The organism is Marinobacter sp. C7, from assembly GCF_022343555.1.
Lineage (GTDB): Bacteria > Pseudomonadota > Gammaproteobacteria > Pseudomonadales > Oleiphilaceae > Marinobacter.
On sequence record NZ_JAKQZH010000001.1, the window covers coordinates 2,068,581 to 2,083,179 of the forward strand.

Annotated in this window: 16 protein-coding genes and 3 tRNA genes; 11 read left to right on the forward strand and 8 right to left on the reverse strand. The window is 59.3% G+C overall.

Translation table 11 applies throughout. The annotated features are described in order from the left end of the window. The first annotated feature begins 24 nt into the window (after nucleotides 1–24). From MD273_RS09525 to MD273_RS09570, 10 genes are read left to right on the forward strand one after another with little or no spacing between them, the layout of a single operon-like run. Entirely contained in the window at nucleotides 25–1,347 is a 1,323-nt protein-coding gene (locus MD273_RS09525) for a putative PEP-binding protein (RefSeq protein ID WP_239037499.1), read from the forward strand. Beyond that, the gene (atpD, locus tag MD273_RS09530; RefSeq protein ID WP_239037500.1) at nucleotides 1,344–2,753 is read left to right on the forward strand and encodes a F0F1 ATP synthase subunit beta; all 1,410 of its coding nucleotides are present in this window, start codon (nucleotides 1,344–1,346) and stop codon (nucleotides 2,751–2,753) included. The genes MD273_RS09525 and atpD overlap by 4 nt, the downstream gene beginning before the upstream one ends. Further along, complete coding sequence (locus MD273_RS09535) at nucleotides 2,743–3,171, forward strand: F0F1 ATP synthase subunit epsilon (RefSeq protein WP_239037501.1); 429 nt, start codon at nucleotides 2,743–2,745, stop codon at nucleotides 3,169–3,171. The genes atpD and MD273_RS09535 overlap by 11 nt, the downstream gene beginning before the upstream one ends. Next, nucleotides 3,164–3,478, forward strand: a complete 315-nt coding sequence (locus MD273_RS09540; protein WP_239037502.1) for an AtpZ/AtpI family protein — start codon at nucleotides 3,164–3,166, stop codon at nucleotides 3,476–3,478. Before MD273_RS09535 ends, MD273_RS09540 begins: the two co-directional genes overlap by 8 nt. Further along, nucleotides 3,471–3,788, forward strand: coding sequence for an ATP synthase subunit I (locus tag MD273_RS09545; protein ID WP_239037503.1), 318 nt, complete (start codon nucleotides 3,471–3,473; stop codon nucleotides 3,786–3,788). The genes MD273_RS09540 and MD273_RS09545 overlap by 8 nt, the downstream gene beginning before the upstream one ends. Continuing rightward, entirely contained in the window at nucleotides 3,785–4,498 is a 714-nt protein-coding gene (locus MD273_RS09550) for a F0F1 ATP synthase subunit A (protein WP_239037504.1), read from the forward strand. Before MD273_RS09545 ends, MD273_RS09550 begins: the two co-directional genes overlap by 4 nt. Nucleotides 4,499–4,509: 11 nt before the next feature. Then, nucleotides 4,510–4,788, forward strand: coding sequence for a F0F1 ATP synthase subunit C (locus MD273_RS09555; RefSeq protein WP_239037505.1), 279 nt, complete (start codon nucleotides 4,510–4,512; stop codon nucleotides 4,786–4,788). Between the two features lie 3 nt (nucleotides 4,789–4,791). Further along, nucleotides 4,792–5,559 (forward strand): F0F1 ATP synthase subunit B, encoded by a 768-nt coding sequence (gene atpF / locus MD273_RS09560; RefSeq protein ID WP_239037506.1) that lies wholly within the window; start codon nucleotides 4,792–4,794, stop codon nucleotides 5,557–5,559. A 4-nt stretch (nucleotides 5,560–5,563) separates the two neighbouring features. Beyond that, nucleotides 5,564–7,093 carry an alternate F1F0 ATPase, F1 subunit alpha gene (locus MD273_RS09565; protein WP_285229126.1) on the forward strand — a complete coding sequence of 510 codons (1,530 nt, stop codon included), beginning with the start codon at nucleotides 5,564–5,566 and terminating at the stop codon, nucleotides 7,091–7,093. 1 nt (nucleotide 7,094) lies between these two features. After that, a complete protein-coding gene (locus MD273_RS09570) occupies nucleotides 7,095–7,997 on the forward strand; it encodes a F0F1 ATP synthase subunit gamma (RefSeq protein WP_239037507.1) in 903 nt (300 codons plus the stop codon). Between the two features lie 3 nt (nucleotides 7,998–8,000). Here MD273_RS09570 and MD273_RS09575 read toward each other — a convergent pair whose 3' ends face one another. The 8 genes from MD273_RS09575 to alaS form a co-directional block, all read right to left on the reverse strand. Next, the gene (locus tag MD273_RS09575) at nucleotides 8,001–8,510 is read right to left on the reverse strand and encodes a BCAM0308 family protein (RefSeq protein ID WP_239037508.1); all 510 of its coding nucleotides are present in this window, start codon (nucleotides 8,508–8,510) and stop codon (nucleotides 8,001–8,003) included. A gap of 39 nt (nucleotides 8,511–8,549) precedes the next feature. Continuing rightward, nucleotides 8,550–8,741 (reverse strand): hypothetical protein, encoded by a 192-nt coding sequence (locus MD273_RS09580; RefSeq protein ID WP_239037509.1) that lies wholly within the window; start codon nucleotides 8,739–8,741, stop codon nucleotides 8,550–8,552. Nucleotides 8,742–9,095: 354 nt separating this feature from the next. Further along, nucleotides 9,096–9,172 (reverse strand) — tRNA-Arg (locus MD273_RS09585). Nucleotides 9,173–9,190: 18 nt separating this feature from the next. Beyond that, nucleotides 9,191–9,267 (reverse strand) — tRNA-Arg (locus MD273_RS09590). Between the two features lie 59 nt (nucleotides 9,268–9,326). Beyond that, nucleotides 9,327–9,416 (reverse strand) — tRNA-Ser (locus MD273_RS09595). A gap of 126 nt (nucleotides 9,417–9,542) precedes the next feature. Continuing rightward, nucleotides 9,543–9,740 carry a carbon storage regulator CsrA gene (gene csrA, locus MD273_RS09600; protein WP_092002912.1) on the reverse strand — a complete coding sequence of 66 codons (198 nt, stop codon included), beginning with the start codon at nucleotides 9,738–9,740 and terminating at the stop codon, nucleotides 9,543–9,545. A 195-nt stretch (nucleotides 9,741–9,935) separates the two neighbouring features. Continuing rightward, a complete protein-coding gene (locus tag MD273_RS09605; protein ID WP_239037510.1) occupies nucleotides 9,936–11,174 on the reverse strand; it encodes an aspartate kinase in 1,239 nt (412 codons plus the stop codon). Between the two features lie 106 nt (nucleotides 11,175–11,280). Next, a complete protein-coding gene (alaS, locus tag MD273_RS09610) occupies nucleotides 11,281–13,911 on the reverse strand; it encodes an alanine--tRNA ligase (protein ID WP_239037511.1) in 2,631 nt (876 codons plus the stop codon). Nucleotides 13,912–14,052: 141 nt separating this feature from the next. On the opposite strand from alaS, the gene MD273_RS09615 reads away from it, so the two are divergent. Then, nucleotides 14,053–14,598 (forward strand): RDD family protein, encoded by a 546-nt coding sequence (locus MD273_RS09615; protein WP_239037512.1) that lies wholly within the window; start codon nucleotides 14,053–14,055, stop codon nucleotides 14,596–14,598. Nucleotide 14,599: the final 1 nt, after the last annotated feature.

The window sequence follows — 14,599 nt, forward strand, 5'->3', positions numbered from 1 at the left end:
GCCCTCACAAATCAGGGTCCTGAATTGGCCAGGGGCATTGCCATTGGAACCGGACTAACGACAGGTACCATCTGCAAGGCTGCTTCACTGCAGGAAGCCCGAACCTGCCCGGATCAAAGCGTATTGGTCTGCCCTGACACCGGTCCTGACTGGCTTCCGGTCCTTGAACGTGCCAATGCTGTCGTCACCGCGCATGGCAACCGTACCTGCCATACCGCCATCGTCTGCCGTGAGCTTGGAATCCCGGCCGTTGTGGGCGCCGGAAATGCCATTTTCCGGCTCAACGATGGTGCCCCCGTGACCGTTTCGTGTGCCGGAGGCATTGAAGGTCTTATCTATGACGGTATTGCCGATCTTCAGGTCACGGAGATAAATCCCGATTGCATTCCCGCCACACGCACACAGATCATGCTTAATCTGGCCATTCCTGCCGCTGTCTCACGCTGGCAGGGCCTGCCCGCCGATGGCATTGGCCTGGCCCGGATGGAGTTCCTCATCATTAACCTGATCGGAGTCCATCCGATGGCCCTGCTCTATCCCGGGCGAGTAACGGATAAGGCTGAGTGCCGGCAGCTCGCGAAGCTCACCCGGGGATGGAAGGATGCCGGGGCCTTCTTCACGGAAACCCTCGCCCGGGGCATCGCCGAACTCGCGGCCTCCCAATACCCGAAACCGGTCACCATCCGCACCAGCGACTTCAAGTCCAACGAGCACGTCAAACTGCTCGGAGGCCGGGATTTCGAACCCCGCGAGGCCAATCCGATGTTGGGCTGGCGTGGAGCCAGCCGTTATTACAGGGCCGGATTTCGCGAGGCGTTTGCCCTGGAATGTGAGGCCATTCGCATCGCCCGGGATGACATCGGCATGGACAATCTCCGGATCATGATCCCGTTTTGCCGCACGCCGGAGGAGGCGGACAAGGTGCTTGAGGAGCTCTCCGCACACGGACTGACCCGCGGCCACCACGGCCTTGCGGTTTACATGACCGCCGAAGTACCTGCCAACATCGAGCTGGCCGACGAGTTCAGCAAGCGTTTTGACGGTTTCTCCATTGGTACCAATGATCTCACCCAGCTCACTTTCGGTGTCGACCGGGACTCGGAATGCCTGTCAGAGCTGTTCAACGACCACCACGAGGCCATCAAGCGGATGATTGCCCGTCTCATCGAAACCGCCCACCGGCACGGGCTTGAAGTAGGCCTGTGCGGGCAGGCCCCCAGCGACCACCCTGAGTTCGCGGCGTTCCTCGTCAACTGCGGTATCGATTTCCTCTCAGTGAGCCCGGACAGCTTTCTGGGCGTGAAGGAACAGGTTGCTCAGGCCGAATCCACGGGAGCCACAACATGATCAGCAGGAGCAGGCTTCCCGACATCCAGGGCAGCGTGACTGCAGTATGGGGTAACGTGGTGGATGTCTGTTTCGGTTCTCCCCTTCCTCCCCGGAACGCCGAACTGCGAACCGGCAAGGACTGGCACGTGGTGCTGGAAGTCCAGACCCATCTCGATACCGCTACGGTTCGCTGCATTGCCCTGAACTCCACCCGACGATTGGCCCGCGGAATGCCGGTCCGACAGACCGGTAGCGGACTCAAGGTGCCAGTCGGCCCCTCATTGCTGGGTCGCATGATCAACGTCTTTGGCAATCCGGTGGATGGTGGCGCCCCTATCGATACCGCTGAATACTGGCCCATCCACCGTCCAATGTTGCCACTCGCCGAACGCACCACCAGTACGGAGATCTTTGAAACCGGCATCAAGGCCATCGACCTGCTCGCGCCCATGGAACGCGGCGGCAAATCCGGCATGTTCGGTGGCGCGGGCGTGGGCAAGACGGTTCTCATCAACGAGATGATCAACAACATGGCCGAGCAGTACGAAGGCATCAGCCTGTTCTGCGGCATTGGCGAGCGCATGCGCGAGGCCGAAGACATGTACAGCTCCATGAAGGAATCCGGTGTCCTGGAGAAAGCCGTGTTGGTCTATGGTCAGATGAACGAACCACCGGGCGCCCGTTTCCGTGTCGGTCATGCTGCGTTGACTGTGGCGGAGCATTTCAGGGATGTGCAGAAGCGGGATGTCCTGCTGTTGATCGACAACGTCTTCCGGTTCGTCCAGTCCGGCACGGAAGTTTCCGGCCTGATGGGGCGGATTCCGTCCCGGGTAGGTTACCAGCCGACCCTGGCGACCGAACTGGCCGCTCTGGAGGAACGGATCTGCAGCTCCCGAAACGGCAGCATCACCTCGGTACAGGCGGTGTACGTACCGGCGGATGACCTGACGGACCCTTCCGCGACCCATATATTCTCCCACCTGACCGCTTCCATCGTCTTGTCCCGGAAGCGGGCCAGCCAGGGCCTGTACCCGGCCGTGGATCCCCTGAAAACCGACTCGAAAATGCTGACCCCCACCATTGTTGGCCATCGTCACTACCGGGTAGCTCAGGCCGTGCGCAGCACCCTGGCGGAGTACGAGGATCTCAAGGACATCATTTCCATGCTGGGAATGGAGGAGCTTTCCCGTGAAGACCGGGCCACGGTCAGCAAGGCCCGGAGACTGGAGCGGTTCCTGACCCAGCCTTTTTTCACCACCGGGCAATTCACCGGCAAAGGCGGTCGGCTGGTGCCGCTGGAGAAAACCATCTCCGGCTGCGAGCGGATTCTGGCCGGCGATTTGGAACAGGTCAGCGAAAAGGCCCTGTACATGATTGGTGACATCGACGAGGTGGACATCCCGGAGGCCAGTCATGAGTCCTGACCGGAAATCGCCCCCGGACACCATGAACCTTCGCCTGTTGCTGCCAACGGAAGTACTGCTGGAGCAACCTGTTTCAAAGATCGTTGCCGAGGCGGAAAACGGCGAGTTCTGCCTGTTACCCCGGCACATTGATTTTGTGGCGGCACTGGTGCCGGGCGTCCTTTCCTTCTATACCGAGGAGGGAGAGGAACACTTTGCCGCCGTGGACCGGGGCATCCTGGTCAAGTGCGGGCGCGATGTCTCCATATCCACGCCCCAGGGCGTCACGGGAACAGACATCACGGAGCTGCAGGCACTGATCGAGGAGCGCTTCCTCGAACTGGACGAACACGAACGCAAAGCCCGCAGTGCACTTGCAAGGCTTGAAGCCGGAGCACTGCGGCGGTTCCTCGATCTGAAGGAAGAGTTCCATGGCTGATGCCCCCAACACGCCCGGGCCCGGCAACGATCCCGGGAACCTGGGCCGAAAAGTGGGCCGCAGGGCCGAGCGCAAACGGCAAGCTCGGGCCAGGGGCCGCCGTACTGCCTGGTTTGGTCTGGGCATGTTCGGCCTGGTGGGCTGGTCAGTGGCCGTCCCGACCCTGATCGGCATCGCCATCGGGGTCTGGGCCGACCGACGCTGGCCCGGGGAGGTATCCTGGACACTGACCCTGCTGATTATCGGCGTAGCACTGGGCTGCCTGAATGCCTGGTACTGGATCAAACAGGAGAGCGAGGATGATTGAAGGAGAATCCCTGACCGCACTGATGCTGGGCTATGGTGCGAGTTTCGCGCTTGGTTGCCTGCTGGGCAGCGGCTTTCTCTGGGGTCTCTGGCTGACCGTCCGCCGGTTACCGACGGCAGACCATCCGGCCTTGCTGATGCTCGCCAGCCTCATGCTCCGGTTTGGTATCATCCTGGCAGGATTCCTGTTGATTGCCCGGGTGGCCGGCTGGGAGCACCTACTGGTGGCAGCCGCCGGCTTTACGCTGCCCAGGCTGCTCCTGAAACACCGGCTTCAGGCCCAACCGGCGGCGGAGGATCCTGAGGCATGACCATTACCCCCGACAGCATTGTTTACTGGCAATGGGGCGATTTTGAACTGAATGCGACGATCGTGTTTACCTGGCTGGTGATGGTCCTGCTCACCGCAGGCTCCTGGCTGGTCACCCGCCGACTGTCCGATGGTCCCGAGCTGTCACGCTGGCAAAACCTGCTGGAAGTGCTGGTGGTCGGCATTCGGGACCAGATCGCCCAGGTCAGTCATCAGCAACCGGGGCCTTACCTGCCTTTCGTGGGCACTCTGTTCCTGTTCATTGCGATGGCCAATCTGCTCAATGTGATCCCGGGTTACCTGGCGCCCACCGGCTCTCTGTCCACCACTACGGCCCTCGCCATCTGCGTGTTTGTGGCAGTGCCGGTATTCGGCATTGCCAGCAAGGGTGCCGGAGCGTACCTGGAGCATTACATCAAGCCGACCGCGCTGATGCTGCCGTTCAATGTCATCGGTGAGATCTCCCGCACCGTTGCCCTGGCCGTCCGCCTGTACGGCAACATCATGAGCGGCACGGTCATTGTTGCCATTCTGTTGAGCCTGACGCCCTACTTCTTTCCGGTAGTCATGCAATTGCTCGGGCTACTCACCGGCATGATCCAGGCCTACATTTTCGCCATTCTTGCCATGGTCTACATCGCCTCGGCTACCTCCGCCCATGAGCATGGCGAGCCCGATGAAAACCAGAATAAAACATCCCCGGAACAGTAAAGGAGTTGCCTATGGACAGTGTTTCCCTGATCGGAATGGTCTCGGTTATCACGGCCGGCCTGACCATCGCCATCGGCTCCATCGGGCCCGCGTTCGGTGAAGCCCGCGCCGTGGCCCAGGCCCTGAGTGCCATTGCCCAGCAGCCGGATGAATCCGCCACCATCACCCGTACCCTCTTCGTGGGTCTGGCCATGATCGAATCGACCGCCATCTATTGCTTTGTGGTGGCCATGATCCTGATCTTCGCCAATCCGTTCTGGGATCATGTAACGGCCGCTGCCGGGGGCTGATCCATGGAAATCAACTGGATCACGGTCTCGGCCCAGGTTGTCAATTTCCTGATCCTGGTCTGGCTGCTCAAGCGTTTCCTGTACCAGCCGGTGATCCGGGCCATGGACCGGCGTGAGCAGAAAATACAGAACCGGATGGACGAGGCAAACAGCCGAGAGCAGGAGGCGATTCACGAGAAACAAAGCTATCAGCAGAAACTGGCCGGTTTTGAAAAGGAGCGGGACGACCTGCTGGAAGAAACCCGCCAGGAAGCCCGACAGACCCGCAGCCAGATGCTCGACCAGGCCAGGGAGGAAACTGCCCGCGTCCGCAGCCACTGGATGCGGGAGATCCGTGAGGAAAAGACCGCTTTTATCGACGGGTTGCGGCACCAATCCCTGGATGTGGTCGAAACGGTAATTCGCAAGGCATTGCAGGACCTGGCCGACGAACATCTTGAGGATCGCATTGCCCATACCTTTGTCAGGCAGCTACACACACTGGATGATGCCACCCGCGAAGCCATGCGCCGTTCTTCGGAGCCTGCCACCGTTGCCACTTCCTTCGAGCTTGACCCGGCCCAGCGAGGCACCCTCACGCGGTCGATTCACGAACTGATTGGTGCCGACCTGACCGTGAACTACACCCGGGCACCGGAGCTGATCTGCGGTATCGAGCTCACCTGCGAAAGCCAGCGGATCAGCTGGAACCTGTCTGATTATCTGGACGAACTCTCCGCCAGCATCGAGAGGGCTTTTGAGCCTCTCGAACCAACCGGGGCGGGAGGCTGACGCCATGCTGATGGAGATGCTGGACAACACCATGGCAACCATCCGGAGCGTGGCCCGGGACAGTCACTTCACCCTGCACAGCCAGGAGACCGGGACGGTCCTGCAGGTGGGTGGCGGCATAGCCCGGGTGCGTGGCCTGGCCAGTGTTACCTCGGAGGAGCTCGTGGCATTCCCCGACGGCGTTCTGGGGGTGGCCATCAATCTGGAACCGGAAGAGGTCGGCATCATGCTCCTGGGCGACAGCGAGAAGCTCAGTGCCGGCATTCGGGTGACCGCAACCGGCCGGGAAACCGACACACCGGTGGGTGACGGACTGCTAGGGCGGGTAATTGACGCCACAGGCCGGGTGCTGGATGGGGGCAAACCGCTGAAATTCCACGAGCGCCGCCCCATCGAACGGCCGGCACCGGAAATCATCGAGCGAGCACCGGTGACCACACCCCTGGAGACCGGCATCAAATCCATCGATGCCCTCATACCCATCGGGCGGGGACAGCGCGAATTGATTCTCGGCGACCGGCAGACGGGCAAAACCTCCATTGCCATCGACACCATCATCAATCAGCGTAACAAGAACGTGGTGTGCATCTACTGTGCGGTCGGCCAGCGTGCCACGTCGGTGGCCAAGGTGGTGGGAATCCTGCGTCAACACAACGCCATGGAACATACGGTGGTTGTGGTCGCCTCGGACGACGATCCACCGGGCCTGCGCTTTATCACGCCCTACGCCGCCACCACCATGGCCGAATACTTCATGGAACAGGGCCGGGATGCGCTGATCGTCTACGATGACCTGACCCGTCACGCCCGGGCCTACCGGGAACTGTCCCTGTTGTTGCGTCGGCCACCAGGCAGGGAAGCCTACCCGGGCGATATTTTTTACATTCATTCCCGGCTGCTGGAGCGCAGTACTCACCTGCGCAGCGAGTTCGGCGGTGGTTCGCTGACCGCCCTGCCGGTGATAGAAACCCAGGCCCAGGACATCTCCGCCTACATTCCCACCAACCTGATATCCATCACTGACGGCCAGATCTACCTGTCACCAGCGCTGTTCCAGAAAGGCCTCCTGCCGGCCATCCACGTAGGCAAATCAGTATCCAGGGTCGGCGGAAAAACCCAGCACCCTTCCCTGCGCAGCGTCGCCAGCGAATTGCGCCTCGACTATTCGCAGTTCGAGGAACTGGAGACCTTCGCCCGCTTTTCCACGCGCCTCGACGAAGAGACCCGCAGCACCATCGAGCGTGGCCGGCGGGTCCGGGAAGTACTGAAACAGCATGAACACCGCCCCCTAAGAGCCAGCGAGCAGACGGTCATTCTGTTTGCCGTAAACGCCGGCCTGTTGGATGGCCTGCCAGCGGAAGAGGTGGCGGAGGCCGAGCAGAAAATTCAGCACCACCTGCTGGCGACCCTTCCGGAAATCTGCGCCCAAATCGACGCGGGCAAAAAGCTCGATGATGAGCAGTGGCAGCGGACCACCGACGCCATCCTCGAGGCACTGGCTGAGTTCTCACCTTCACAAACGGACCGGACCTGACATGGAATCACTGGAGAATCTGCAAAAACAGCTGGACAGCCTTGAGGACCTGCGTGGCATCGTGAAAACCATGAAAGCGCTTTCGGCCGCAAATATCCATCAGTACGAGCAAGCCGTCAGGGCGCTCTCGGGCTATTACCGGACCGTTGAAATGGGGCTGCATGTGATCCTGAAGGACTTTGGTCGTTCAAGCTTCGAGGCGGCCTCAGCCTCTGAGGGGCACCGTCTGGGCGCTGTCGTTTTCGGCTCGGACCATGGGCTGTGCGGTCGTTTTAACGAAGAGATCGTTGAATTCGCGCTCGAACGCATGGAGGGCATTCCTGCGGAAAAGGACAGCCGCAGAATCCTCGCCGTGGGCACCAGGGCAGCAGCCAGCCTCGAACATGCCGGGCAAGCTATCGAGGAGGTGTTTCCGGTACCGGGCTCGGCTAGCCAGATCACGAAAACGGTCGGTCAGATTCTCCTGAAGATTGATCAATGGCGTGAACAGGGCGGCGTGCATTATGTGTACCTGTTCTACAACCGCCACTCCACAATGCAGGGCTACCACCCCACCGGCGTTGAGTTGCTACCGGTAAACCTGAGGCGTTTTCATCGCCTGGAAGAGGAGCCCTGGCCCTCCCGAAGCCTACCCACCTACACCATGGAACGGGAAGCGCTGTTCCGGCGGCTGCTGGACCAGTACCTTTTTGTCCTCCTCTTTCGGGCCTGCGCGGAATCCCAGGCCAGTGAACACGGGGGACGTCTGGCCGCCATGCAGGCGGCCGAACGTAATCTCGGAGAAAGGCTCGATGATGTGACGAAGGACTACCGACGCGCCAGGCAAACGGTCATCACGTCGGAACTCCTCGATCTTGTTTCGGGGTTCGAGGCCCTGGCGACCGATGCCGGGCGGTCACTCTGACAATTACTGGTCGCGCTTCCAGTAGACCCGGACGAGGTTCGACTCCTTGGTGTACTGAATGTCCAGATCACCGTCGTAGGCCCGCTCGATGGCTTCCCCGGTGCCCCGGGGCAGATGCAGGTCGGTAAATTTCACCACCAGCTCGCCTTCCGGCCCGTCTTCAACTCCCATCAGGCGTTTCATCGGGTGCTGGGCCTTCTCTTCCTCGACCTTGTTCCGGATAAGCTTCAGTATTTCATCCCGGTGCTTACCGAGGAAAGCCCCGGAGAGTGTGAGAATGCCGCCGGGCATGTCGTCCCGGATCCGCTCACAGGCCGGGCACATCATCTCGTGGACATTCCCGCCCGGTTCAGCCGACCACTGCCAGCGCCCTTTCTGGAAAACGGCACTGCATTGAGGGCAAACCGTTGGCTCGGGAGGCTTGCTCCGGGCCATGTAAGGGTCGTGAATTTCCTCCTGGATAAGTCTGTCCCGGCGACCCCGTTCGGCTACATCACCATCTTTTCCGCTCATACACTTGCTCCTTTCCCTGTTGGTCCGCAATGCCCGCGGTCAGTGCAGCCGGTGCCTCTCGAAGATCTCGCGGACCTCTCGTTCGGTTTCCGACGGCACAATCACCTTGACCTGTTTTGCATCTTCGTCGATGTAGATATTGTCCCTGGGAATACCGGTTGCAATCAGATCATCCCAGGTATTCTTGGCCTGGTCGTGATCATCGTAGGAGCCGTTTATGGTTTTATTCATGGTTGGACCTCCTTGCCAAATGATTTACTTCCATTCTGAAGCATAGGCGGGAGGGTCAGAATTGTACAAATAGTGTTCAATCAGAAATTGACTGAGGGCAAAACAGAGGTGCGTGGTCAGAAAATAAAAAACCCCGCACTCGGCGGGGTTCTTTATTTGATATGGCGCGGCTGGGAGGATTAGGCGGGCCTTCGGCCCTTCCCCCTTCGGGGCCGCCGTCGCGCTGCTCCGGCGTTCCTCAACCCACTGCGTGGGTTTCGGTCGAACCTCTTATCGGTTCAAATTCTCCCAGCTATACAAAGCAAAACGCCTCAATCTGTGGGGCACACAAACTGAGGCGTTTCGATCTTAATATGGCGCGGCTGGGAGGATTCGAACCTCCGACCGCCTGGTTCGTAGCCAGGTACTCTATCCAGCTGAGCTACAGCCGCTTGAAACTTGGGGGAAAGTGGCGCGGCTGGGAGGATTCGAACCTCCGACCGCCTGGTTCGTAGCCAGGTACTCTATCCAGCTGAGCTACAGCCGCGCATTCGTCTTTCCTGTCGAGTGCTACCTCGACGGTTCTCTGCCTTCCGGAAAAGGAAATGGCGGAGAGGGAGGGATTCGAACCCTCGGTACGATTGCTCGTACGGTTCCTTAGCAGGGAACTGGTTTCAGCCACTCACCCACCTCTCCTTGAGAACGGGGCGTATACTACCATAATTTTTCTGTTTTCATAGGGTTGACACGAGATTTTTCAGTCTCGATTTGCCCGGATATAAAAAAAGCCGTTCGGGTGATTCCTGAACGGCTTTTTACTGATCAACGATTGCCCGGTTCCGGCTCCTCGGAGCCTTTTTCGGACTGAATCCGCTGATAAATCTCTTCGCGGTGTACCGCAACATCCTTAGGGGCGTTTACACCAATACGAACCTGGTTCCCCTTGACTCCCAGAACGGTGACAGTGATTTCATCACCGATCATCAGAGTTTCGCCAACGCGGCGAGTCAAAATCAACATATCCCTTACTCCCTATCCAGAGCTTCTACCTGTTCCGAAAAATGGTTTAGCGTACTTTTTGTACTTCTTACTTTTATAATGGGATCACTGATCGATCAACAGACGCACATTCCCTTATGCGAACACGCAATCTGATAGACTCAATTAATGATTCCCTTGTTGTGAGACCCTCGGATAAGCCTGGCATCCGCTAATTCAGGTCTCTTCCTGCACCCCGCTCTTGTCCAGCTCGAAAGCACTGTGCAGTGCACGAACGGCAAGCTCGAGATATTTCTCATCGATCACCACGGAGATCTTGATTTCCGATGTGGAGATCATCTGAATGTTGATACCTTCATTCGACAGCGCTTCAAACATCCGGGAGGCAACACCCGCGTGGGAGCGCATTCCCACACCCACGATGCTGACCTTGGCGATCTTGCTGTCGCCAACCACCTGGCCGGCGGTCAGTTCGTCGGCAACACCTTGCAGTACTTCCCTGGCCCGCTTGAAGTCGTTCCGGTGAACGGTAAAGGTGAAAGCGGTCTTGTTATCCTCACCCACGTTCTGGACGATCATGTCCACTTCAATATTGGCGTCGCTGACCGGCTTCAGGATACGCGACGCGCTGCCCGGGGTATCGGGAACACCGGAAATGGTCAGTTTGGCTTCATCACGGTTAAAAGCAATGCCGGAAACAACCGGTTGTTCCATGGCGTTTTCATCCTCAAAAGTAATCAGGGTGCCCTCGCCTTCCTGGAAGCTGGACAGCACCCGTAATGGAACGTTGTATTTACCTGCAAACTCGACCGACCGAATCTGGAGTACCTTGGACCCCAGGCTCGCCATCTCGAGCATTTCCTCGAACGTGATCCGCTCCAGGCGGCGTGCACTGTCAACAACCCGCGGATCAGTGGTGTAAACGCCATCCACATCAGTGTAGATCTGACACTCATCCGCCTTCAATGCGGCCGCCAATGCCACTGCCGTCGTATCAGAACCGCCACGACCGAGGGTGGTGATGTTGCCGTTCTCGTCGGTACCCTGGAACCCGGCAACCACCACCACGCGACCCGCTTCGAGATCAGAGCGCATGTTGTGTTCATCGATGCGCTGGATGCGAGCCTTGGTGTGACTGCTGTCGGTGAGTATCCGCACCTGGGAACCCGTGTAGGAACGGGCATCACACCCCCGTTTCTGCAAGGCCATGGACAGCAGGGCAATGGTGACCTGCTCACCGGTGGATACCAGTACATCCATCTCCCTCGGCGTGGGCTCTTCCATGATGTCACTGGCAAGAGCGATCAGACGGTTGGTCTCGCCACTCATGGCGGAAACCACGACCACCACATCGTGACCTTCCTTGCGGAACCGGCATACCTTTTCGGCAACCGCTTCTATGCGCTCGGTGGTTCCCACCGAGGTACCACCAAATTTCTGAACCAACAGGGCCATGTCTTTCCCAAACTCCGATACAGGGAATCTCAGCGGGGCCGTACCCCACCAATCAAAAGAAAACGGGCGGGATTATAAACCCCAGCCCGCTTCGGAAAACAGTTGCTTAAGCGATATTTTTTTCCACCCAGGCCGGCACACCTTCCAGGGCTCCCGCCAGCTTCGACGGATTGTTACCTCCGCCCTGCGCCATGTCGGGCCGGCCACCGCCTTTGCCATCCACTTCGGCGGCCAGGTGCTTCATCAGGTCACCGGCCTTGATGCGATTGGTCGCGGACTTGGTCACGCCGGCCACCAGGATGACCTTGCCATCCTCGACCGTCGCCAGCACCACAACGCCCTCACCCAGCTTGTTCTTCAGCTGGTCGGCGGTTTCCATCAGCGCCTTACGGTCCGCACCTTCCAGTTCGGCGGCGACGACCTTGAGGCCGGCGACTTCCACCGCTGAACCGGCCAGGTCACTGCCGGCGGAGCTGGCCAGTTTGGCCTTGAGTGCATCCACTTCCTTCTCGAGCTGACGATTGCGATCCAGGGTCTGCTGGACTTTCTCGACCACGGTTTCCCGGGTTGCCCGTACCAGCTTCGCGGTGTTACGCAGGGTACGCTCGGTTTCCTCCACCCACTCCAGGGCACCGAAACCGGTCACCGCCTCGATACGGCGAACGCCGGAGGAAATGCCGCTTTCCGACGTGATACGGAACAACCCGATATCACCGGTACGAGCCACATGGGTACCACCGCACAGCTCGACAGAATAGTTGTCGGTGCCCATGCTCAGAACCCGCACGGTATCGCCGTACTTCTCACCGAACAGCGCCACCGCCCCTTTCTCTTTGGCGTTTTCCATGTCAGTGATCTCGGTCTGAACCGGGGTATTTTCCAGTACCTGCTCGTTCACCTGGCGCTCGATTTCTTTCAGCTGCTCCGGCGTCACCGCCTCGAAGTGGGAGAAGTCGAAACGCAGCTTGTCCGGGTCCACCAGGGAACCCTTCTGGCTGACGTGCTCACCCAGTACCTTTCGCAGGGCGGCATGCAGCAGGTGGGTGGCCGAATGGTTGCGCTTGGTGCGCTCGCGGCGGGCGTGGTCGATGCGGGCATCCACCTCCAGGCCCGGGAACAGCTCACCCTCGATCACGGTACCGATATGCAGGTGGTTGTCACCTTCCTTACGGGTATCGGTCACCTTGAACCGGCCACCACTCCAGGTCAGCAGACCGGTGTCGCCTACCTGGCCACCGGATTCGGCATAGAACGGCGTACGCTCAAGCACCACCACCGCTTCATCGCCGGCCTCGGCGTTTTTCTCATCGCTGCCGACCAGAACGGTACGAATGCGTTCATGGCCGTCAATATGGTCATAACCGGTGAACTCGGTCTGGCCTTCGAGCTTCAGCCCGGTGGCGTTATAGTCGATGCCGAACTTGCTGGCCGCACGGGCGCGGTCCCGCTGGGCTTCCATCGCCTTTTCATAGCCTTCGTAATCCAGGGTCAGACCACGCTCACGGGCGATGTCATTGGTCAGATCCACCGGGAATCCGTAGGTGTCATACAGGGTAAAAATGGTCTCGCCCGGAATCACGGACCCTTTCAGCTCGGCAATGTCCTGCTCCAGCAGGCGCAGGCCCTTGTCCAGGGTCTTGGCGAACTGCTCTTCTTCCTGCAGCAGCACCTTTTCGATCTGCTTCTGGCTGCTGACCAGCTGCGGGTAAGCCTCGCCCATCAGCTTCACCAGCGCATCGGTGAGCTTATGGAAGAACGGCTCGGTCGCGCCCAGCTTGTTGCCATGGCGTGCGGCCCGCCGAATGATCCGGCGCAGCACGAAACCACGGCCTTCATTCGAGGGCATGACGCCGTCGGCGATCAGGAAGGCACAGGAACGGATGTGGTCCGCAACAACGCGCAGCGACGCTTCGGTAGTACCCACGCCACCCAGGATTTCGGAAGCCGCCTTGAGCAGATCCTGGAACAGGTCGATTTCATAGTTGCTGTGGACGCCCTGAAGCACTGCGGTAATGCGCTCAAGGCCCATGCCGGTGTCCACGGAAGGCTTCGGCAGCTTCAGCATTTCGCCATCGGCAGTACGGTTGTACTGCATGAAAACCACGTTCCAGATCTCGATGTATCGGTCGCCGTCCTCTTCCGGACTGCCGGGAGGTCCACCGGCAACTTCCGGACCGTGATCGTAGAAAATCTCGGTGCAGGGGCCACAGGGGCCGGTGTCGCCCATCTGCCAGAAGTTGTCGGAGGCGTAACGGGCTCCCTTGTTGTCACCGATACGGACAATGCGGTCTTCTGGAACACCGATTTCCTTGTTCCAGATATCGAAGGCCTCGTCATCCTCGGCGTACACGGTCACCCAGAGCTTCTCCTTGGGCAGGTTCAGCCATTCCTCGCCGGTCAGGAAGGTCCAGGCGTAGTTGATGGCCTCGCGCTTGAAATAATCACCGAAGCTGAAGTTACCCAGCATTTCAAAGAAAGTGTGGTGGCGCGCAGTGTAGCCAACGTTCTCGAGGTCATTGTGCTTGCCACCGGCACGCACGCATTTCTGGGAGGTGGTGGCTCGTGTATAGTCGCGCTCTTCGCGGCCAAGGAAGACATCCTTGAACTGGTTCATACCCGCGTTCGTAAACAGCAATGTCGGGTCGTCGTGGGGCACAAGAGAACTGCTCTCGACAATGGTGTGCCCCTGCTGTTTGAAATACTCGAGAAACGCCTGTCGCAACTCTGCGGTTTTCATAGACCTTTGATACCTTTCCAGAAACCCGGCGGGGAACCCCTCGGGTCCGCGATTGAATACGAATACTTACATGCGTGTGCAAATCCGCTACTCTAGCACACGCCGAGAACATGAAAAACGTGAAACCTCACAGGAGACCCCATGCCCCGACGCTTTCATGACGCCGAGGAACTGTTCCCGCCAGCGACGTTTACCAAGCGCGCCCTCGCCATTATCTACGATGGCCTGATCAGCATTGCCGTACTGCTGGTGGCGACCTGGGTGTACACCATGATTGCCGGCTGGATCACAGGCTGGGAGCAGTACGAGCAGATGGCCGAAGCCGGCCAGCTGTCCGGCGACCCCGGCCTCACCTTCGTGCTTTTCCTGGTGCTTTATCTGTTCTTCGCCTACTTCTGGACCCGGATCGGCCAGACCCTGGGCATGCAGGTCTGGCGGGTCCGTATCGAGAACCTGGACGGCACGTCCGTGAGCTGGACCCAGGCGCTGCTGCGCTACGGCACTGCCGCGGCGGTCATCTTCATTACCATGCTTGCGGGCTATTACGTGGGCCCCGTCACCCTGTTCGTGACCATTCCGGCCATTATCGCGCTGTTCCTGCCGATCAACGGGCTGTCCGTTACCGATCGGGTATCGGACAGCGTCGTTGTTCAGGTACCGAAAGAAACGAAGAAAAAAGCACTCTGAC